Source organism: Pseudomonas fluorescens (assembly GCF_001902145.1).
Taxonomy (GTDB): Bacteria; Pseudomonadota; Gammaproteobacteria; order Pseudomonadales; family Pseudomonadaceae; genus Aquipseudomonas; species Aquipseudomonas fluorescens_BV.
This window is the reverse complement of record NZ_MRST01000024.1, coordinates 470,543-490,535: the sequence shown is the minus strand read 5'-3', so window position 1 is coordinate 490,535 and position 19,993 is coordinate 470,543. Positions and strand designations below refer to the sequence as shown.

Sequence of the window (19,993 nt, the reverse complement as noted above, 5' to 3'; positions counted from 1 at the left end):
GTGAATCTACCCAATCAACGGGCTTTGCGTTGCGCAATGACCGCTTGGCGCAGATGGCGGATTTCGAGCAGCCGCTGGCGCATTTCACGATGGCGCTTGCTGTTGAGCAGCAACAAACCCAGCAGCGGAAACAGCACTGCCGAGCCGTACACCAGGGTATTGAGGCCGTATTGAATCATCGGCAAAACGAACAGCAGGCAACACACCAGATAGCCCGCCACCAGCCGGGTCGCCCAGGGGTACCCGCGGGCAATCATCACATTACCAAACACCAGCACCGCTACCAGCACCAGTATTGCAGCCCCGGAGTAGTTGGCCTTGAGCGCCGGTTCAACCCCGCGCAAATAGGTTACGCCCGCCGTGGAGACAGCCACCGAACCAGAGAAAATCGCCATGAAGATGGTGCCCATGAACACCGGAAAATAACGCGCAAGGAAACTGCGCCTATCGGGAAACCCCTTCATTCCGTCAGTTCCTCATACAGGCCAATGGCAAGCGTCGACGCCGAGCCGACGTGACCGGTTCGATAGCTGCCCCAGATACCCAACATGCCGCCCAAGGCGTCCTTGAGCTGGGTGAGGGTGGCATGACGAATTTCCGTAGAGCTGTAGCGCTTGGGCAACGTGCCGGCGCGCTGCTGCAACTTGAGCAACTTGGGGGTCAGGCTTGGGTCTTTGAGGCTGAGCAATTCCTGGGTCAACTTCTTGCGCTCCTGGCGATTCAAGCCCTTGAGCAGCTCATACCAACTCTTGCCCAACGCAGCGGCCTTTTTGGCCTTGAGCAGCCTTAATGTGGTGAAGGCTCCCGTTCCGATCCCGACCAACGATGCGGCATCGAGAATCGGTGACACCGCGCCATACCACTGGGCGTCGTCCATACGGTCGTTGGCATCCGGGTCAAGGATCTCGTTATAGGTACGGGCCACGCCAAACCCGCACTGAGCGCTGCTGGCCAGCGCCGCCGTGACACCAATACCCACCACAAAAGCACTGGCACCGGCGGTGAAGGGTACGGCGACGCTGCCACTGAACACCACGATCCAACCGATCACCGCCGCTCCACAGGAGAGCCCCATATCAAAGGCCTCCTTCTGGAGACGCCCTTCACGGGGGTCGGTCTTCACCTGCTCGACAAACTGCGCCGGCGAGATGTACTTCTGCGCCTCGCGCAAAATGACGCGCTTGGGTTTGATGCTGCAGATGGGCTTGAATTCGCGCAGGGTGATCACGTTGAAGTCGGCGTCGATGTAAACCACGCCAGCGCCGACGATGCTGGGGTCGGCGTCGATGACGGCGAACAGCCGCGGCAGGTTGATCTGGCTTTCAATGCGCTGGCGCGCCATGAATTGGGAGCGGTTGGAGTCCATGCCGATGTTGAGCAAGGGGTTGCCCATAAGTGTTCTTCCTTGAAATTGAGAGTGCCCAGACCGGCCTCATCGCAGGCAAGCCAGCTCCCACATTTGAAACACATTCCCCTGTGGGAGCTGGCTTGCCTGCGATAGCAATCTAATGGGCGCCACCTTACCAAACAGACTCACCACCGACCAGAAAGCAAAACGCCAGCACAAGGCTGGCGTTTTGCATTTCAGGCGTCGATCAACGCGGCACAACCGGCTTGCGCGTAGGCTTGCCGCCCTTGCCCTTGGCCGCATCGCTGCGCTCTTTGGCCGCCTGCTTATTGCGCGCCTGGGCCGCAGCCTTGGCTTGCTCGCGCTTGTCCCACGGGTTGCTGCCGTCGCTGCCACGGGGTGGCAGGCCGGTGTGCTGGGTGAGGATCCTGCTGGTGGTTTCCTTGGCGACCTTATGGCTGCCGGCCGGCGTCGAGTTCTTGCGCCGGGCGCTCTGGTAGCTGTCGGTGGACGGCTGGTGCAGCGGGATCAACTGGTCCTTGCCCGACCCGATCAGGTCGGCACGGCCCATGCGGGTCAATGCTTCACGCAGCATCGGCCAGCCCTTCGGGTCGTGGTAACGCAGGAACGCCTTGTGCAGGCGGCGCTGCTCCTCGCTCTTGACGATGGTCACCGCGTCGCTCTTGTAGGTGACCTTGCGCAGCGGGTTCTTGCCCGAGTGGTACATCGCGGTGGCGGTGGCCATCGGCGACGGGTAGAACGCCTGCACCTGATCGGCGCGGAAGCCGTTGCCCTTGAGCCACAGGGCCAGGTTCATCATGTCTTCATCGGTGGTGCCGGGGTGGGCGGCGATGAAGTACGGGATCAGGTACTGCTCCTTGCCCGCTTCCTTGGTGTACTTCTCGAACATGCGCTTGAACTTGTCATAGCTGCCAATGCCCGGTTTCATCATCTGGTTGAGCGGACCCTCCTCGGTGTGTTCCGGGGCGATCTTGAGGTAGCCACCGACGTGGTGGGTGACCAGCTCCTTCACGTATTCCGGCGACTCGACGGCCAGGTCGTAGCGCAGGCCGGAAGCGATCAGGATCTTCTTCACACCCGGCAAGGCACGGGCGCTGCGGTACAGCTGGATCAACGACGAGTGGTCGGTGTTCAGGTTCGGGCAGATGCCAGGGAACACGCACGACGGCTTGCGGCACGCGGATTCGATTTCCGGGCTTTTGCAGGCGATGCGGTACATGTTCGCGGTGGGGCCGCCGAGGTCGGAGATCACGCCGGTGAAGCCCGGCACTTTGTCGCGGATCTCTTCGATCTCGCGAATGATCGACTCTTCGGAACGGTTCTGGATGATGCGGCCTTCGTGCTCGGTGATCGAGCAGAAGGTGCAGCCGCCAAAGCAGCCACGCATGATGTTCACCGAGAAACGGATCATGTCGTAGGCCGGAATCTTCTCCTTGCCATACGCCGGGTGCGGTACGCGGGCGTACGGCATGCCGAACACGTAGTCCATTTCTTCGGTGGTCATGGGAATGGGCGGCGGGTTGAACCACACGTCCACTTCACCATGTTTCTGTACCAGGGCGCGAGCGTTGCCCGGGTTGGTTTCCAGGTGCAACACGCGGTTGGCGTGGGCGTAGAGCACCGCGTCGCCGCGGACTTTTTCCACCGACGGCAGGCGGATCACGGTCTTGTCACGGGTCATGCGCGGGCTGGCCAGGATCTGCACAACCTTGGCTTCTTCCGGATCGTCGACCGGCCCCTTTTCCTGCTCGATGGCGCAGGCCTGGGTGTCCTGGGTGTTGACGTACGGGTTGATGATCTTGTCGATCTTGCCCGGACGGTCGATGCGCGTGGAATCCACTTCGTACCAACCGGCTGGCGTATCACGGCGGATGAACGCGGTACCGCGCACATCGGTGATGTCTTCGATCTTGTGGCCCCACGACAAGCGCTGGGCAACTTCGACGATGGCCCGCTCGGCGTTGCCGTACAGCAGGATGTCGGCAGTGGCGTCGATCAGGATCGAGTTGCGCACGCGGTCCTGCCAGTAGTCGTAGTGGGCGATGCGACGCAGGGAGGCTTCGATACCACCGAGCACGATCGGCACGTTCTTGTAGGCTTCCTTGCAACGCTGGCTGTACACCAGGCTCGCGCGGTCCGGGCGTTTGCCGGCCATGCCACCAGGGGTGTAGGCGTCGTCGGAACGAATTTTCTTGTCGGCGGTGTAGCGGTTGATCATCGAGTCCATGTTGCCGGCCGCGACGCCGAAGAACAGGTTCGGCTCGCCAAGCTTCATGAAGTCGTCTTTGGACTGCCAGTTTGGTTGCGCGATGATCCCGACGCGAAAGCCCTGGGACTCCAGCAGCCGGCCGATGATCGCCATGCCGAACGACGGATGGTCAACGTAGGCATCACCGGTGACGATGATGATGTCGCACGAATCCCAGCCAAGCTGATCCATCTCCTCCCTGCTCATCGGCAGGAATGGCGCAGGACCGAAACATTCGGCCCAGTACTTGGGATAGTCAAATAACGGCTTGGCTGTTTGCATGACGGTGACCGGTGTTGAGATGAAAAATCGCGGGCGCGGAATATAGCACAAATTTTGACCAATTCCGACGGTAGTAGTCGGAATTGTGGTGACCCTGAATTGTGAACCCATTCAAATGCGGGAGCGGGCTTGCTCGCGAAGGCGGTGTGTCAGTCAATACACCTGCTGACCGATCCACCGCCTTCGCGAGCAAGCCCGCTCCCACAAACTACTCGTCGTCGTCGAAGTTGTAGCTGCCCGGAGCGAGGTTCTCGAAACGCGTGTACTTGCCGATGAACGCCAACCGGATAAACCCGATCGGGCCGTTCCGCTGCTTGCCGATGATGATTTCGGCAATGCCCTTGTGTTCCGTCTCGGGGTGGTACACCTCGTCGCGGTACACGAACATGATCACGTCGGCGTCCTGCTCGATCGCTCCGGATTCACGCAAGTCAGAGTTCACCGGGCGCTTGTTGGGGCGTTGTTCCAGGGAACGGTTGAGCTGGGACAGCGCCACCACCGGGCAGTTGAATTCCTTGGCCAGGGCCTTGAGGGACCGGGAAATTTCGGAAATCTCGTTGGTGCGGTTGTCGCCGCTGGAGCCGGGAATCTGCATCAACTGCAGGTAGTCGATCATGATCAGGGCGATGTCGCCATGCTCACGCACCAGGCGGCGGGTACGCGCGCGCATTTCGGACGGGCTGATACCGGCGGTGTCATCGATGAACAGCTTGCGGTCGTTGAGCAGGTTGACCGCCGAGGTCAGGCGCGGCCAGTCGTCGTCTTCCAGCTGGCCGGAACGCACCTTGGTCTGGTCGATACGCCCCAGCGACGAGAGCATACGCATGATCAGCGATTCGCCTGGCATCTCGAGGGAGTACACCAGCACCGCCTTGTCGCTGCGTAATACGGCGTTTTCCACCAGGTTCATCGCGAAGGTGGTCTTACCCATGGACGGACGACCGGCGACGATGATCAAGTCGGACGGCTGCAGGCCGCTGGTCTTTTCGTCGAGGTCGGTGTAACCGGTGGAAATACCGGTAATCGCGGCATCGGTGTTGAACAGGGTGTCGATGCGGTCGATGGCTTTGGTCAGCAGGTCGTTGACGCTGACCGGGCCGCCGGTTTTCGGGCGGGCCTCGGCGATCTGGAAGATCTGGCGCTCGGCTTCGTCAAGGATCTCGGCAGCGGTGCGGCCTTCGGGGTTGAAGGCGCTGTCGGCGATTTCGGTGCTGATGCCGATCAACTGGCGCAACGTGGCGCGCTCGCGGACGATCTGGGCATAGGCCTTGATGTTGGCGACGGACGGCGTGTTTTTTGCCAGCTCACCGAGGTAGCCCAGGCCACCCACTTGGGAGGTCTGGCCTTCCTTGTCCAACTGCTCGGCCAGGGTTACCACGTCGATCGGTGAGTTCTGGTCGGCCAGCTTGGCGATGGCGCGGAAAATCAGGCGGTGGTCATGACGATAGAAGTCACCGTCCGAGACTTGATCCAGCACGCGTTCCCAGGCGTTGTTGTCCAGCATCAAGCCACCGAGCACGGCCTGTTCGGCCTCGATGGAATGCGGCGGCACCTTCAGGGCAGCGGTTTGCAGATCGTATTGCTCAGGAGCGGAGATTTCGTTCATGGCCACTTGGAATTTGGGGTGTGTAGAAAAACAAAAGGCACGACCTGTAAACAGGATCGTGCCCGATGTTAACCGGCTGGCACGCGAGGTGCCAGTCAGTTAGGTGCGACTTAAGCTGCTACCACGACAACGCGTACGGTGGCTTCAACTTCGGCGTGCAGGTGCACGGCTACGTCGAATTCGCCTACGTTGCGGATGGTGCCGTTCGGCAGACGAACTTCGCTCTTCTGCACTTCAACGCCGGAGGCGGTCAGTGCGTCAGCGATGTCGTGGGTGCCGATCGAACCGAACAGCTTGCCTTCGTCACCAGCGGTGGCAGTGATAGTCACTTCCAGCTCAGCCAGTTGGGCAGCGCGAGTTTCGGCCGACGCTTTTTTGTCAGCTGCGGCTTTTTCCAGCTCAGCACGACGCTCTTCAAACGCAGCCAGGTTGGCAGCGGTTGCAGCGGTGGCTTTGCCGTATGGCAGCAGGTAGTTACGACCGTAGCCGGCCTTAACGTTCACTTTGTCGCCCAGGTTGCCCAGGTTGGCGACTTTTTCCAGAAGGATCAGTTGCATGTGAAAATCCTCTAACTTTTAACCTTCACCGTTCGCGTTATCGGCGTCTTTCGACGCCAGACGACCGCGAAAATCAATCAGGCTGTCAACAATGGCCAAGACCACGAGTAACGGATAGATCAGCTGCATGAACAGCAACAGCGTGACGTACAACCCCACCAGCCAAAACCTGGCCAGTCGCTTTTGCGCGGCAAGCCCATGAATCAGGGCCAGCCCGGCAAACACCAGCGGTACGCTGCAAATCGGCGCCAGCAAGGCCATCTGCGGGCCGAAGTTCGGCCCGACAACCATGCACGCCAGCAGCAACATCGCCGGCCCCGCTGGGATTCTGATACTGCGAAACTCGCGACCAAAACCACCCGGGTTGTACAACAACGCCTGCCAATAACGCCCAAGAATCAGGCTCAGCACGCTGACGACCTGCAACAAAGCCGCAATCAGGCCGGTCAGGACCGGGGCAATCAGTGATGCAAACCGCGCTCGCTCATCTACCGACAAATGCTGGTAGAGATCCCCGAGGGCCAACGGCAGGATCTTGACGATCTCCTGCGCCAGCGCCTCGATCTGCGGGCGGAAAGCCGCGCCAAGCATCACTGAGTACACCAACCCCAATGCCACGCTGACCAGCAGCGTACGGACCCAGGACTCACTTGCGCGCAAAACCAACGCAAGGCTCGATGACCCCAGCAGTACCAGAAGTACCCGTGGATCACCCATTTGCAGCCACCAGATCAAGGCCGGCAACAAACCCAGGGCAAGAACGCCAAGGGCGTCCTTCAAACCGCGCCGCAGTAGCACAAGGCAACCTGCGGCAGCACCCAACCAATAAAGCAACGGCAATGCCGCACATCCAGCCACTACCAGAGTGGCCTGCACGCGACCGCGCATGATGAACTCAGCTAAGGCGCGCATGCATTCAATCCCTTACTACTTGTCGACTGCCCGGTCTCAGCGGCCGTGGCTGTCGGTGTAGGCCAGCAGGGCCAGGAAGCGGGCGCGCTTGATAGCGGTGGCCAGCTGACGCTGATAACGTGCTTTGGTACCGGTGATACGGCTTGGAACGATTTTGCCGGTCTCGGATACGTAGGCTTTCAGAGTGTTGAGATCTTTGTAATCGATCTCTTTCACGTCTTCAGCGGTGAAGCGGCAGAATTTACGACGACGGAAGAAACGTGCCATTTGATAGGCTCCTTAAAAGGTCCGTGGATTACTCGTCAGCGTTATCGCTGTTGTCGCTGTCATCACTATCAGCGCTATCAGCGCCTTCGTGCTCAGGACGGTCGCGACGCTCACGGCGCTCACTGCGGTTTTCTTCAGCCTTGAGCATCTCGGATTGGCCAGTAACGGCTTCTTCGCGACGGATGACCAGGTTACGGATCACTGCATCGTTGTAGCGGAAGTTGTCTTCCAGCTCGGCCAGGGCCTTGCCAGTGCACTCAACGTTCAGCATCACGTAGTGAGCCTTGTGAACATTGTTGATTGCGTAGGCCAGTTGACGACGGCCCCAATCTTCCAGACGGTGGATTTTGCCGCCGTCTTCTTCGATCAGCTTGGTGTAACGCTCAACCATGCCGCCGACTTGCTCGCTTTGATCCGGGTGGACCAAAAAGATGATTTCGTAATGACGCATGAATGCTCCTTACGGGTTGTAGCCTGCCGCTCAAAAACGGTCAGACAAGGAGTGAATGACACTTATGGATCTTGCCGCAGGGGAGGCACATCGGTGCCTGCCAGGAAGGCAAGGGGCGCAATTGTAGAGAAGGGGGAGAACGGGCGCAAGGTGATTGGTGATTATTTGAACAACCCCAAGCACCACAAACACAAATGTAGGAGCGAGCTTGCTCGCGAAAAACGTCAACGATAACGCGTGCGTCCTGAATGAACGCGGCGCCTGCGAGTTTTTCGCGAGCAAGCTCGCTCCTACATTAGGATTGGGGCAAGCCCCACATTGCAATTACTTCTTGGGCTTGGCCTTGGCTTTCGCACCACGCTGACGCTGGGCTTCAAACAGGCAAACACCCGTCGCAACCGACACATTGAGGCTGCTGACGCTACCGGCCATCGGCAAGTGCACCAGGTAATCGCAATGCTCACGGGTCAAACGGCGCATGCCTTTGCCTTCGGCGCCCATGATCAGGATGGTCGGGCCGGTAAGGTCCTGGTCATAAATGCTGACCTCAGCCTCCCCCGCCGTGCCCACTACCCACAGGCCGCGCTGCTGGAGCTTCTCCAGGGTACGCGCAAGGTTGGTCACGGCCACCAGCGGAATCACTTCCGCCGCACCGCAGGCGACCTTGCGCACCACCGGCGTCAGGGTCGCGGACTTGTCCTTGGGCACGATCACCGCCAGCGCACCGGCAGCATCCGCCGAACGCAGGCAGGCGCCGAGGTTGTGCGGGTCGGTCACGCCGTCCAGCACCAAGAGCAACGGTGCGCCTTCGGTACGGTCGAGGAGCTCGTCGAGCATCGCCTCGCCCCACACCTGGCTCGGGCTGACGTCAGCCACCACCCCCTGGTGAACGCCTTCGACCCACACGTCCATTTCACGACGCTCGGCCTGGCCGATGGCAACCTTGTTCTGCGTGGCCAACTCGACCAGCGCCTGTACGCGCGGCTCGCTGCGACCTTCGGCCAACCACACCTGCTTGACGCGCTTGGGATGGTGACGCAGCAGTGCTTCTACGGCGTGCACGCCGTAGATTTTTTCCAGACTCATGACTTGGCCTTAGGTTTGCGCGACCCGCCGCTTTTTGCGGGAGCCGAACCCGCTTTTGGCGGGCCTTTACGGTGTTTACTTGGCTTGCTCGACGGCTTTTCCGCCCCTTGGGACTTTCCCCCAGACGCCGCTTTACCACCGCTTTTGGCTTCGTTGAGCAACTGCTGCTTCAACTCGCGGCTCTTGCGCAGCTCGGCGTTTTTCGCCGCAGCATCGCTTGGGCGGTAGGCTTCAGGGGCCTTGTCCTTGGCGGAAGAACGACGACCAGCCTTGGCAGGTGCAGGCTCGGCCGTGGTTTTTGCGGTGGCCGCTTTGCCTTTGGACGCAGGCGCTGAGGTTTCGCCACGCTTTTTACGACCCGCAGGCTCAGCCGGCTTGTCAGGCATGCCGAAGTCAATCTTGCGTTCGTCCAGGTCGACACGCATGACCTGCACTTCAACGGTATCGCCCAAGCGGAAGCTGCGACCGGTGCGCTCGCCCGCCAGGCGGTGGTGCACAGGATCGAAGTGGTAGTAGTCACCCGGCAAGGCGGTGACATGCACCAGGCCCTCGACGTAGATGTCGGTCAGCTCGACGAACAGGCCAAAGCCGGTCACGGCGGTGATCACACCCGGGAACGACTCGCCCACGCGATCCTTCATGAACTCGCACTTGAGCCAGTTCACCACGTCGCGGGTGGCTTCGTCAGCGCGGCGCTCGCTCATGGAGCACTGCTCGCCCAGCTGTTCCAGGGCCGCTTCGTCGTACGGGTAGATCCGCGCTTTCGGAATGGTCATGGCACCGGCGCGCTTGACGTGCGGGGTGTTCTGCTTGGAATGGATCACGCTGCGGATCGCCCGGTGCGTGAGCAAGTCCGGGTAACGGCGAATTGGCGAAGTGAAGTGGGTGTACGCCTCGTAATTCAGGCCGAAGTGGCCCTGGTTATCGGCGCTGTACACCGCCTGGCTCAGCGAGCGCAGCATCACGGTCTGGATCACGTGGTAATCCGGACGGTCCTTGATGCTGGCCAGCAGGGCCTGGTAATCCTTCGGCGTCGGACCGTCCTTGCCTTTGTGCAGGGACAGGCCGAGTTCGCCGAGGAACGCACGCAGTTTTTCCAGGCGCTCCGGCGGCGGGCCGTCGTGCACACGGTACAACGCAGGAATCTCGTGCTTCTTGAGGAACTCGGCAGTGGCCACGTTGGCCGCCAGCATGCACTCCTCGATCAGCTTGTGTGCGTCGTTACGGGTGGTCGGGGTGATCGCCGCAATCTTGCGCTCGGAGCCGAAGACAATGCGGGTTTCCTGGGTTTCGAAATCGATCGCGCCACGGGTATGACGGGCCCCCAGCAACACCTTGTACAGCGAGTACAGCTGCTTGAGGTGCGGCACCACGCCAGCGTATTCGGTACGCAGGGCCTTGGCTTCGCTGGTCTTCGGCGTTTCCAGGATGGTGCTGACCTTGTTATAGGTCAGGCGTGCCTGGGAGTGGATCACCGCCTCGTAGAACTGGTAGTCGGTCATTTCGCCGGTTTTGGAGATGGTCATCTCGCACACCATGGCCAAACGGTCGACTTTCGGGTTCAGGGAGCACAGTCCGTTGGACAGCTGCTCGGGCAGCATCGGGATCACGCGCTCTGGGAAGTACACGGAGTTGCCGCGCACCTGGGCTTCGTTATCCAGGGCCGAACCGATTTTCACGTAGCTGGAGACGTCGGCAATCGCGACGTACAACTTCCAGCCGCCGGAGAACAGGCGCAGCTTGCCAGGCTTGGCTTCGCAGTAGACCGCATCGTCGAAGTCGCGGGCATCTTCGCCGTCAATGGTGACGAACGGCAGATGACGCAGGTCGATGCGTTTTTCTTTGTCTTTCTCTTCGACTTCCGGCTTGAGCTTGGCGGCTTCCTTGAGCACGGCCTCAGGCCAGACGTGAGGAATATCGTAGGTGCGCAAGGCAACGTCGATCTCCATGCCCGGCGCCATGTAGTTGCCGACCACTTCAACGATATCGCCCTGGGGCTGGAAGCGCGCAGTAGGCCAGTGGGTGATTTTCACCTCGACGAACTGGCCGACCTTGGCCGCGCCATTGCGGCCCGGGGTGATCAGCACTTCCTGCTGGACCTTCGGGTTATCCGGCACAACGAAACCGATGCCGCCTTCTTCGAAGTAACGGCCGACGATAGATTCGTGGGCACGGGACACCACTTCGACGATCACACCTTCACGACGACCACGGCGGTCGAGGCCAGAAACCCGCGCCAGGGCACGGTCGCCATCGAACACCAGACGCATTTGCGCCGGGCTCATGAACAGGTCGTCGCTGCCGTCGTCCGGGATCAGGAAGCCGAAGCCGTCACGGTGGCCGGCAATGCGACCCAGGATCAGGTCCAGCTTGTCGACCGGCGCGTAAGTGCCACGACGGGTGTAGATCAATTGAGCATCGCGCTCCATCGCACGCAGACGGCGGCGCAGGGCTTCGAGCTGGTCTTCGGTGGTCAGACCGAATTCTTCAACCAGCTGCTCACGGCTAGCAGGCGAACCACGATCGGCGAGGTGCGCCAGGATCAGTTCGCGGCTAGGAATAGGGTTTTCATATTTTTCCGCTTCACGAGCGGCCTCGGGATCGAGGGACTGCCAATCGGCCATTAGAGAGTTTTCACCTTGTCTATATGTGGGTTAGTTTGGCATACGCGTATTGAAACGGGAAATTTCAGGTATCAACAAGCGTTTAAAAGCTCTTTGCGACCCCCGGCGCGCACCTTGCCCGACCACTGGCGAAATTTTCCAGGCTTTTTTCATGGCAGGGGTTTACAGCTCAAATATCGCTCCGTATAGTGCGCGCCATCGACGACGGCAACGTTGTCAGATAATGCCCAGGTGGTGAAATTGGTAGACACGCCAGCTTCAGGTGCTGGTGATCGCAAGGTCGTGGAAGTTCGAGTCTTCTCCTGGGCACCAAATTCAGATCAAACCCGCGAAAGCGGGTTTTTTCGTTTCAGGCCACTGATTTTTAACGGAAAAATTGATTTATATTTTTCGAATCAGGGGTTTACAGATCAAAAGCCCCGCCGTATAGTTCGCCCCATCAACAGCGGCAACGTTGTTAGATAATGCCCAGGTGGTGAAATTGGTAGACACGCCAGCTTCAGGTGCTGGTGATCGCAAGGTCGTGGAAGTTCGAGTCTTCTCCTGGGCACCAAATTCAGATCAAACCCGCGAAAGCGGGTTTTTTCGTTTCCGGGGTTTGAAAACTTCCCCAGTGATTTTCCCCTCATCCGCACTTGAGAAGATTTATCGTTTATCCTTGCAATGATTTGTTGCATATAAGCGAGGAACACTTCGGATGATGATCCGTGACAACCGACTCAAGACATCCCTTCTGCGTGGCCTGACCCTCACCCTACTCAGCCTGACCCTGCTCTCGCCCGCCGCCCATTCTGCCGACAAGGTCGCCCTGACCTTATATAACGGCCAACACAAAGAAGTCGGCGATGAACTCGCCAAGGCCTTCGAAGCCAAGACCGGCATCCACGTCAACGTGCGCAAAGGCAGCAGCAACCAGCTGGCCAGCCAGGTCGTCGAAGAAGGTGAGCGCTCCCCTGCCGACGTCATCTACACCGAAGAATCACCGCCCCTGAACAAACTCGGCGAGCAAGGCCTGTTGGCAAAAATCGATGCCAGCACCCTCGATGTACTGCCCAAGGATTACGTGGGCAAAAACGGCGACTGGATGGGCGTGACCGCACGCACCCGCGTCGTAGCCTTCAACCCCAAACTGATTGCCGAAAAAGACCTGCCCAAGTCGGTACTGGATTTTGCTGGCCCCGAGTGGCAAGGCAAAGTCGGCTTCGTCCCCACCAGCGGCGCGTTCCAGGAACAAGCCGTGGCGATCATCAAGCTGCACGGTCGCGAAGCCGCAGAAGAATGGCTGACCGGCCTGCGCGCCTTCGGCAAGGTGTACAGCAACAATATGGTCGCCCTAAAGGCCGTGGAAAACGGCGAAGTGGCCACCGTACTGGTGAATAACTACTACTGGTTTGCCCTGAAAAAGGAAAAAACCAATCTGGATTCCCAACTGCACTACTTCACCGATGGTGATGCTGGCGGCCTGATCACCGTGTCCTCCGCTGCCGCACTCAAATCCAGCAAGCATCCCAAAGAAGCTCAGCAATTGCTGGCATTCATGGCCAGCGAAGAAGGCCAGCGCGTGATCACCAATACGTCGGCCGAGTACCCGCTGCGCAAGGGCATGGAATCGAACCGCGGCCTCAAGCCATTCAGCGAGCTGCAGCCACCAAAGGTCACCCCCGCAGACCTGGGCAACGCCGAAGAAGCCCTGGAACTGGAACGTGACGTTGGCCTGAACTGATGAACCCATCGCTTTCCGTCGCGGGGTTCACCCCCCGTCGCAAACGCCCGTCGATCTGGCTGCTGCTGCCTGTGCTGTTGCTGGTTGGCCTGAGCCTGTTGCCGCTCGCCTATGTCGGGCTCAAAGCCTGGCAGGCGGGCTGGACGGAGGCGGTGCATCTACTGTGGCGGCCTTATGTGTTCGGGCTGCTGCGCAACACCCTGGCGCTGATGATCGGCGTGACCCTGACCTGCGGCGTGATCGGCCTGTCCCTGGCCTGGCTGCTGGAACGCAGCAACCTGCCAGGACGGCGCATCTGGGGTGTGATCCTGTGCCTGCCGTTTGCGGTGCCGGCGTTCGTCAGCAGTTTTACTTGGGTGTCGCTGAGCGCCCAGTTCGAGGGGCTCGGCGGCGCGATCCTGGTGATGAGCCTGTCCAAATACCCGCTGGTGTTTCTGCCGGTGGCGGCGACGCTACGCAATCTTGACCCCTCCCTGGAAGAATCGGCCCGCACGCTGGGACTCAACCGCTGGGGCGTGTTCTTTCGCATTACATTGCCGCTGCTGTGGCCATCGCTGCTGGCCGGGGCACTGTTGATCGCGCTGCATATGCTGGTGGAATTCGGCGCGCTGTCGATCATTGGCCTGCAGACCTTCACCACCGCGATCTACCAGCAGTTCGAGCTGGAATTCAGCAATGCCAATGCGGCGATGCTCTCGGCAGTGCTGCTGGTGATGTGCCTGACCCTGCTGTGGCTGGAGCTGCGCGTACGCGGCAAAGGCCGGCACGTGCGCATCGGCCAGGGCGCGGCGCGGCACACCGAGCAGGTTCGACTAGGCAAGTGGGCGCCATTGGGCCAGGTGTATTGCTTGGCACTGGCGATCATTGGCAGTGGCATCCCGCTGGGTATGCTCGGGTATTGGTTGGCAGTCGGTTCGTCGGCAGCGTTTCCGATGGCCGAGATCGGTGAGGCGATGCTGTCTTCCCTGGCGCTCTCACTGGGCGGCGCCGCACTGTGCCTGGTACTGGCAGTGCCGGTTGGGTTGCTGGTGGTGCGCTACAAAGGGCAACTGGCGATATGGGCCGAACGCTTGCCGTACTTACTGCATGCCCTGCCCGGCCTGGTGATTGCGCTGACCCTGGTGTATTTCGCCCTGCATTACGTGCCGGCGCTGTACCAGACCTCGGCATTGCTGCTCATCGCTTATGCATTGCTGTTTTTGCCGTTGGCGCAGGCGCCGATTCGCACAGCACTGAACAAGGCGGCGCCACAATTGGAAGAAGCCGCGCGCACACTCGGCGCCTCCTCGTTCAGCGCATTTTGCAGAGTCACCCTGCCGATCATTTTCCCCGCATTGGGCGCAGCATTTGCCTTGGTCTTCCTGGATGCGATGAAGGAATTGACGGCCACGTTGCTGCTGAGCCCGACCGGGCTGAATACCTTGGCGACTGCCGTCTGGGCGCATACCTCGAATGTGGAGTTTGCGGCGGCGGCGCCGTATGCAGCGTTGTTGATTCTGGTGTCGGGGTTGCCGGTGTATCTACTTACGACGCGGATGTATCTGAGTCGCTGAGACCGCTATCGCAGGCAAGCCAGCTCCTACAGTCGACCGAGTTCCAACTTTGGAATGCAGTTGAATGTGGGAGCTGGCTTGCCTGCGATGAGCATAGGTATCTACATAACTCTGTAAGCTCAACGGTAACCACGATGCGAAGCGAGTCGCTCTTGATCTGCTCTTGATCTTGATCTCAGGCGCCCCGTTAAACCACGCTGGCCGGAATTCGACAGGGATTTGGGGGGTAAACCGGCAGGGATGCCGGTTTAGCCGCCCCGCGCCATGGATGGCGCGTGGCGGCGGCCCCCTAAATCACTGGCGGATTACGGGCACACCGAGCCTAAGCGAGGTGCCGAGTGGTGGGGCAAGAGCGTTTTGCTTACTTTTGTCTGGGCCGGCATTCCGGCTTTTCAAAAGTGAGCCGCCGTCAGGGCGGAACCCTAGGTGGCCGTTACCGGATATGTACTCGGTCAGCCCCAACATCCTGGTCGGCTGTCAGGCCGCCTTCGCGAGCAAGCCCGCTCCCACAGTTTGATCGTGGTGTGTCAGGTAGATAGGCGTCGGCTGTCTAATCGTCACGGGAGCAAGCTCCCTCGCCACAGATTTAGCGTCGTGCCGAAGTTGTGTAGATACCTATGCTGCGATGAGGCCAGGACAGGCGACATCAAGCCCTGAACTGCCCCAAGCTCGCCTTCAACTGCGCCGCCAACCCATCCAGCACCTTCCCACTGGCCGTCGTCTCCACCACCGCCTGCGCCGCACGCTCGGCCTGGGCATGGATCACCTCGACGCGCCCACGCACTGCATGCGCGCCTTGGGCCTGATGCTCGGCCGCTCGTGTCGCCAGGCCAATCGCCGCATGCACCTGCTCCACAGAAGCTTGCACCGTCTGCTGCAGGCGCACGCTGTCGCGCAACACCAACAAGCCCTCATTGGCCTGGCGCCCGGCCTTGCCGATGGTTTCCACCGCCTCACGCGCGCCCTGCTGCAACGCGACGATATGCGCCTGGATATCACCGGTGGAGCTTTGGGTCTTGCTGGCCAGCGCACGCACTTCGTCGGCCACCACCGCAAAGCCGCGCCCGGTCTCGCCAGCCCGCGCTGCTTCGATGGCCGCGTTGAGCGCAAGCAGGTTGGTTTGCTCGGCGATGCCGTGGATTACGGTCAACACCACTTCAATCTGTTCGCTTTGCTGCGCCAGCCGTTCGATCACCTGGGAACCGGCCTGCACCTGCCCCGCCAACGCCTCGATCAAGCTGCCGACCTCAGCCGAGGTTCGTGAGTTTTCATCCGTGGCCTGGCGAATATCCACCACCTGCTGCAAGGCCGCCTGCATAGCGTGGCTTTCGGCCTGGGCCTCGTCGGCCATTTGCGACAAGGCGCGCAAACTCTCGGCCACTTCATCACGCTGCAAGCCCGCCGCCGCATCGGCGCCAGCATTGCGCAACGTCATGGCGCCGATTTCCACGCCAGTACGCTGGGCCACGTCACCCGCCTCCCGCACGATAGGCTGCAACTTATCCACAAAGCGATTGACCGCCGAGGCCATATCACCGATTTCGTCCTTGCTGTTGATCTGTACGCGCTTGGTGAGGTCGCCCTCGCCGGCCGCCAGGTCATCCATAGCGGCAATAAGCAGCTTCAGGCGATTGACCACGCGCCGGCCCAGCACAATAGCGATCAGCAGCAATACGCCCAACCCCACCAGTGCCAGGCCCATGCCGATGCGCCAACGCAGAGTGCCCGCCGCTTCCTGCACGGCGGCGGCGGTGTTGGCCGTCATTTGCGTGGCAGTGGCTTGCGCCGATTGCAGCCTGGCGCCCATGGCGGCGGCACTGTCAGCCGCCGCCCCCTTGAGGCTATCGCCCACCAGTTGATCACCGCTGGCGATCAACGCGGCAAAGCGCTTATCCAACGCTTGCAGGTCAGCTTCAACCGTTGCGGTCGACACGCCCATGCGCACCTTGCCGATTTCCACACCGTTGGGGCTGATAGAGGCTTCGACGTAATACACGGACGGGTCAGTCTTGGCCGCGTCCAGCACCTTGTCCAGGGCACGCTCCCCTGCGCCTTTCGCCAGCAAGGCCTGGTTGATCGGGTTTTCGCGGTTGAGGTAACGGGTAAGGTGCTCGCCTGCGGCGTCGTCATACACCACGAACAGCACATTGGGATTGCGCTGGGCCCGGCGGGCAAACTCCGACAGCGTAGGTACATCGCTGTCCCACATGGCGCGAGGCGCGACCGAGGCCAGCAGTTGCGCCATGTCATTGGCGGAGTCCTGCAGGTCTTTTTCCAGCGTCGCACGCAACTGCTTTTGCTCTTCCTGCAAGCGGGTGGAGAGCCCCGCCGTCAGGCGCTGTCGGGTGCTGGCGGACAGGCTGTCCAAGCTGGACGTGACTTCCTTGCCAGCCTGGGCCAATTCGCCAGACAGCTTCTGGCTATCAACGCCCAGGCGATTGCCCAAATCGGCTTCCAGCGCCGTCACTGTGCTCCGCGTCAGAGCGACGGCCACCAGCACTTGCACCAAAAGAGCGATACCAAGGGTAACGAACACCGGCCGCAACAGACGGCTTTGTAACAACGAGAGAACGGCAGACACTGGAAATCCCTCCACCAAGGGTGCCACTAATTTGATAGCACCTCGAAAGAGGGAAACACAGCAAGGGTCGTGCCGCTTGCCAGGCAGAAACGACAAAGGGCTCCCGAAGGAGCCCTTTGCTTTTTACATCAACCGCTTATTACGCGAACGGGTGACGCAGAACGATGGTCTCGTTGCGGTCCGGGCCCGTCGAAATAATGTCGATCGGTGCGCCAATCAGCGCTTCGACGCGCTTGATGTACGCACGGGCGTTGGCTGGCAGCTCTTCCAGGGTTTTGGCGCCCACGGTCGATTCAGTCCAGCCCGGCACTTCTTCGTACACAGGCTGCAGGCCCACGTAGCTGTCAGCGTCGGTCGGGGCAACGTCGTTACCTTCAGCATCTTTGTAGCCGGTGCAGATGTTGATGGTTTCCAGGCCGTCGAGTACGTCCAGCTTGGTCAGGCAGATGCCCGAGATGCTGTTCACATCGATAGCACGACGCAGGATAACGGCGTCGAACCAGCCGCAACGACGAGCACGGCCAGTGGTGGCGCCGAATTCGTGACCTTGCTTGGCCAGGTGCGCACCAACGTCGTCGAACAGCTCAGTCGGGAACGGGCCCGAACCTACGCGAGTGGTGTAGGCCTTGGTGATACCCAGGATGTAATCCAGGAACATCGGGCCAACGCCAGAACCGGTGGCAACGCCGCCAGCGGTGGTGTTGGAGCTGGTCACGTACGGGTAGGTACCGTGGTCGATGTCCAGCAGCGAACCCTGGGCACCTTCGAACATGATGTCCTTGCCAGCGCGACGCAGGTCATGCAGCTCCGCCGTCACGTCCAGCATCAGCGGCTTGAGCAGCTCAGCGTATTCCTTGCACTCGGCCAGGGTCTTTTCGAACTCGATGGCCGGCTCTTTGTAGTAACCCACCAGCATGAAGTTGTGGTAATCCACCAGTTCACGCAGTTTGTCTTCAAAGCGCGGCATGTTGAGCAGGTCGCCCACACGCAGGCCACGACGTGCAACCTTGTCTTCATAGGCCGGGCCGATGCCGCGACCGGTGGTGCCGATCTTCAGCTCGCCACGCGCCTTTTCACGGGCCTGGTCCAGCGCAACGTGGAAGGACAGGATCAGCGGGCAGGACGGGCTGATACGCAGGCGCTCGCGCACCGGTACGCCTTTCTCTTCCAGCTTGGTGATCTCGCGCAGCAGGGCGTCAGGTGCGACCACCACGCCGTTGCCGATCAGGCACTGCACGCCTTCGCGCAGCACACCCGACGGGATCAGGTGCAAGACGGTTTTTTCGCCATCGATGACCAGGGTGTGGCCAGCGTTGTGGCCACCTTGGTAGCGCACTACGGCGGCAGCATGTTCGGTCAGCAGATCAACGATCTTGCCTTTGCCCTCATCACCCCATTGGGTGCCCAGGACTACGACATTCTTACCCATAACACTTGTCCTCATTCGCGCAAACTTGGTGCCGGCGATGGCCGGCAGGAAAACTCAAGAAGCCAGTGGCGATACTTGCCAAAGCCCGTTCTGCTGAATCAATTGCCGGTCGCAGTCCGCTTCACGGGCGGCGGCCAATGGCTGCCCAGGCAAGGCCTGGACTACACGCTGACCCTCACGGCGTAACTGGCAAACCTGCTGCCAGAGCGCTGCGTCCGTACTGTCGGGCATCCAGATGCCACCAGACGGCAGCTCGACCTCAGCACGCCCCAGGGTCACCAGGGTTTTCAAATCGGTGGAAAAACCAGTGGCCGGACGCGCACGACCGAAGTCGGCGCCGATATCGTCATAACGACCACCTTGGGCGATGGCCTGGCCAACACCCGGAACGAACACCGCGAACACCACACCGGTGTGGTAGTGGTAGCCGCGCAATTCACCCAGATCAAAATACAGCGGCAGCTCCGGGAACCGCGCCGACAGGCGCTCGGCAATTGCCAGCACATCATCCAGTGCTGCCAATACCGGTGCCGGCGCATTGGCCAGGCGCTCACGCGCAGCCACCAGCACTTCACGGCCGCCGCACAGGTCTACCAGCGCTCGCAGCATGCCAGCCAGTTCGGCAGGCACACCTTCGGTGAGGGCGATCACTTCGTCGATAGCCTTGCGCTGCAGGGCATCGAACAGCTGTTGCTCCACTTCACCGGACAACCCGGCGGCGCGCGCCAGGCCACGGTAAATACCGACGTGGCCGAGGTCCATGTGCACATCCGGCACATCCGCCAGTTGCAGCATGGCCAGCATCAGGCTGATCACTTCAACATCGCTGCTTGGGCTGGCATCACCGTACAACTCGGCGCCCAACTGGATCGGGCTGCGCGAAGACGACAAGGCGCGTGGTTGGGCATGCAATACGCTGCCGGCGTAGCACAGGCGGCTCGGGCCTTCGCGACGCAGGGTGTGCGCATCGATGCGCGCCACTTGCGGCGTGATGTCAGCACGGAACCCCATTTGCCGGCCCGATTGCGGGTCGATGACCTTGAAGGTGCGCAGATCCAGGTCCTGGCCCGCGCCGGTCAGCAGGGATTCCAGGTACTCGATATGGGGAGTCACGACAAACTCGTAACCCCAGCTCTGGAACAGATCCAACACCTGGCGACGCGCTACTTCAATGCGCGCAGCCTCTGGTGGCAGTACTTCTTCGATGCCATCTGGCAGCAGCCAGCGGTCTACCGTTGCCATTACGCCATTCCCCTTTGATCCGGGCGGCCAGCCCTCGGCCGAGCCTTGAGTGAAGCAGAAAAT

Annotated in this window: 15 protein-coding genes and 2 tRNA genes; 4 read left to right on the top strand and 13 right to left on the bottom strand. The window is 60.6% G+C overall.

The genetic code is table 11. The features are described 5' to 3' along the window. Positions 1-14 precede the first annotated feature (14 nt). From BUE92_RS16150 to rnr, 10 genes are all read right to left on the bottom strand, one after another. Complete coding sequence (locus BUE92_RS16150) at positions 15-464, bottom strand: hypothetical protein (protein ID WP_073524891.1); 450 nt, start codon at positions 462-464, stop codon at positions 15-17. Continuing rightward, positions 461-1,393 (bottom strand): hypothetical protein, encoded by a 933-nt coding sequence (locus BUE92_RS16145; protein WP_014716676.1) that lies wholly within the window; start codon positions 1,391-1,393, stop codon positions 461-463. The genes BUE92_RS16150 and BUE92_RS16145 overlap by 4 nt, the downstream gene beginning before the upstream one ends. Positions 1,394-1,595: 202 nt before the next feature. Further along, positions 1,596-3,899 (bottom strand): YgiQ family radical SAM protein, encoded by a 2,304-nt coding sequence (locus BUE92_RS16140; RefSeq protein WP_073524889.1) that lies wholly within the window; start codon positions 3,897-3,899, stop codon positions 1,596-1,598. Positions 3,900-4,107: 208 nt separating this feature from the next. Beyond that, positions 4,108-5,505 carry a replicative DNA helicase gene (gene dnaB / locus BUE92_RS16135; RefSeq protein WP_003188079.1) on the bottom strand — a complete coding sequence of 466 codons (1,398 nt, stop codon included), beginning with the start codon at positions 5,503-5,505 and terminating at the stop codon, positions 4,108-4,110. Between the two features lie 110 nt (positions 5,506-5,615). Then, the gene (gene rplI / locus BUE92_RS16130) at positions 5,616-6,062 is read right to left on the bottom strand and encodes a 50S ribosomal protein L9 (protein WP_003171376.1); all 447 of its coding nucleotides are present in this window, start codon (positions 6,060-6,062) and stop codon (positions 5,616-5,618) included. Between the two features lie 18 nt (positions 6,063-6,080). Continuing rightward, the gene (locus BUE92_RS16125) at positions 6,081-6,974 is read right to left on the bottom strand and encodes a hypothetical protein (protein WP_034125655.1); all 894 of its coding nucleotides are present in this window, start codon (positions 6,972-6,974) and stop codon (positions 6,081-6,083) included. A gap of 36 nt (positions 6,975-7,010) precedes the next feature. Beyond that, positions 7,011-7,241: a 30S ribosomal protein S18 gene (rpsR, locus tag BUE92_RS16120; RefSeq protein ID WP_002551829.1), complete on the bottom strand. Its 231-nt coding sequence runs from the start codon at positions 7,239-7,241 to the stop codon at positions 7,011-7,013. A gap of 28 nt (positions 7,242-7,269) precedes the next feature. Beyond that, positions 7,270-7,692, bottom strand: a complete 423-nt coding sequence (rpsF, locus tag BUE92_RS16115) for a 30S ribosomal protein S6 (protein WP_003236224.1) — start codon at positions 7,690-7,692, stop codon at positions 7,270-7,272. Between the two features lie 324 nt (positions 7,693-8,016). Next, positions 8,017-8,778, bottom strand: coding sequence for a 23S rRNA (guanosine(2251)-2'-O)-methyltransferase RlmB (gene rlmB, locus BUE92_RS16110; protein WP_003188074.1), 762 nt, complete (start codon positions 8,776-8,778; stop codon positions 8,017-8,019). After that, complete coding sequence (gene rnr / locus BUE92_RS16105) at positions 8,775-11,402, bottom strand: ribonuclease R (protein ID WP_073524888.1); 2,628 nt, start codon at positions 11,400-11,402, stop codon at positions 8,775-8,777. The genes rlmB and rnr overlap by 4 nt, the downstream gene beginning before the upstream one ends. 225 nt (positions 11,403-11,627) lie before the next feature. On the opposite strand from rnr, the gene BUE92_RS16100 reads away from it, so the two are divergent. The 4 genes from BUE92_RS16100 (at position 11,628) to BUE92_RS16085 (ending at position 14,678) form a co-directional block, all read left to right on the top strand. Continuing rightward, positions 11,628-11,714 (top strand) — tRNA-Leu (locus tag BUE92_RS16100). 154 nt (positions 11,715-11,868) lie between these two features. Beyond that, positions 11,869-11,955 (top strand) — tRNA-Leu (locus BUE92_RS16095). Positions 11,956-12,099: 144 nt separating this feature from the next. Continuing rightward, complete coding sequence (locus BUE92_RS16090) at positions 12,100-13,125, top strand: extracellular solute-binding protein (RefSeq protein ID WP_073524887.1); 1,026 nt, start codon at positions 12,100-12,102, stop codon at positions 13,123-13,125. Beyond that, positions 13,125-14,678: an ABC transporter permease gene (locus BUE92_RS16085; protein ID WP_073524886.1), complete on the top strand. Its 1,554-nt coding sequence runs from the start codon at positions 13,125-13,127 to the stop codon at positions 14,676-14,678. The genes BUE92_RS16090 and BUE92_RS16085 overlap by 1 nt, the downstream gene beginning before the upstream one ends. A gap of 646 nt (positions 14,679-15,324) precedes the next feature. Here the strand turns inward: BUE92_RS16085 and BUE92_RS16080 are convergent. The 3 genes from BUE92_RS16080 to BUE92_RS16070 form a co-directional block, all read right to left on the bottom strand. Further along, entirely contained in the window at positions 15,325-17,259 is a 1,935-nt protein-coding gene (locus tag BUE92_RS16080) for a methyl-accepting chemotaxis protein (RefSeq protein ID WP_073524885.1), read from the bottom strand. Between the two features lie 139 nt (positions 17,260-17,398). Continuing rightward, complete coding sequence (locus BUE92_RS16075) at positions 17,399-18,688, bottom strand: adenylosuccinate synthase (protein ID WP_003188067.1); 1,290 nt, start codon at positions 18,686-18,688, stop codon at positions 17,399-17,401. Between the two features lie 54 nt (positions 18,689-18,742). Next, a complete protein-coding gene (locus BUE92_RS16070) occupies positions 18,743-19,930 on the bottom strand; it encodes an ATP phosphoribosyltransferase regulatory subunit (protein ID WP_003188066.1) in 1,188 nt (395 codons plus the stop codon). Positions 19,931-19,993: the final 63 nt, after the last annotated feature.

Excerpts from the sequence above, each read along its gene's own strand:
- BUE92_RS16150 (WP_073524891.1), bottom strand. The coding sequence starts at position 464 with ATGAAGGGGTTTCCCGATAGGCGCAGTTTCCTTGCGCGTTATTTTCCG.
- BUE92_RS16145 (WP_014716676.1), bottom strand. The coding sequence starts at position 1,393 with ATGGGCAACCCCTTGCTCAACATCGGCATGGACTCCAACCGCTCCCAA.
- BUE92_RS16140 (WP_073524889.1), bottom strand. The coding sequence starts at position 3,899 with ATGCAAACAGCCAAGCCGTTATTTGACTATCCCAAGTACTGGGCCGAA.
- dnaB (WP_003188079.1), bottom strand. The coding sequence starts at position 5,505 with ATGAACGAAATCTCCGCTCCTGAGCAATACGATCTGCAAACCGCTGCC.
- rplI (WP_003171376.1), bottom strand. The coding sequence starts at position 6,062 with ATGCAACTGATCCTTCTGGAAAAAGTCGCCAACCTGGGCAACCTGGGC.
- BUE92_RS16125 (WP_034125655.1), bottom strand. The coding sequence starts at position 6,974 with ATGCGCGCCTTAGCTGAGTTCATCATGCGCGGTCGCGTGCAGGCCACT.
- rpsR (WP_002551829.1), bottom strand. The coding sequence starts at position 7,241 with ATGGCACGTTTCTTCCGTCGTCGTAAATTCTGCCGCTTCACCGCTGAA.
- rpsF (WP_003236224.1), bottom strand. The coding sequence starts at position 7,692 with ATGCGTCATTACGAAATCATCTTTTTGGTCCACCCGGATCAAAGCGAG.
- rlmB (WP_003188074.1), bottom strand. The coding sequence starts at position 8,778 with ATGAGTCTGGAAAAAATCTACGGCGTGCACGCCGTAGAAGCACTGCTG.
- rnr (WP_073524888.1), bottom strand. The coding sequence starts at position 11,402 with ATGGCCGATTGGCAGTCCCTCGATCCCGAGGCCGCTCGTGAAGCGGAA.
- BUE92_RS16090 (WP_073524887.1), top strand. The coding sequence starts at position 12,100 with ATGATGATCCGTGACAACCGACTCAAGACATCCCTTCTGCGTGGCCTG.
- BUE92_RS16085 (WP_073524886.1), top strand. The coding sequence starts at position 13,125 with ATGAACCCATCGCTTTCCGTCGCGGGGTTCACCCCCCGTCGCAAACGC.
- BUE92_RS16075 (WP_003188067.1), bottom strand. The coding sequence starts at position 18,688 with ATGGGTAAGAATGTCGTAGTCCTGGGCACCCAATGGGGTGATGAGGGC.
- BUE92_RS16070 (WP_003188066.1), bottom strand. The coding sequence starts at position 19,930 with ATGGCAACGGTAGACCGCTGGCTGCTGCCAGATGGCATCGAAGAAGTA.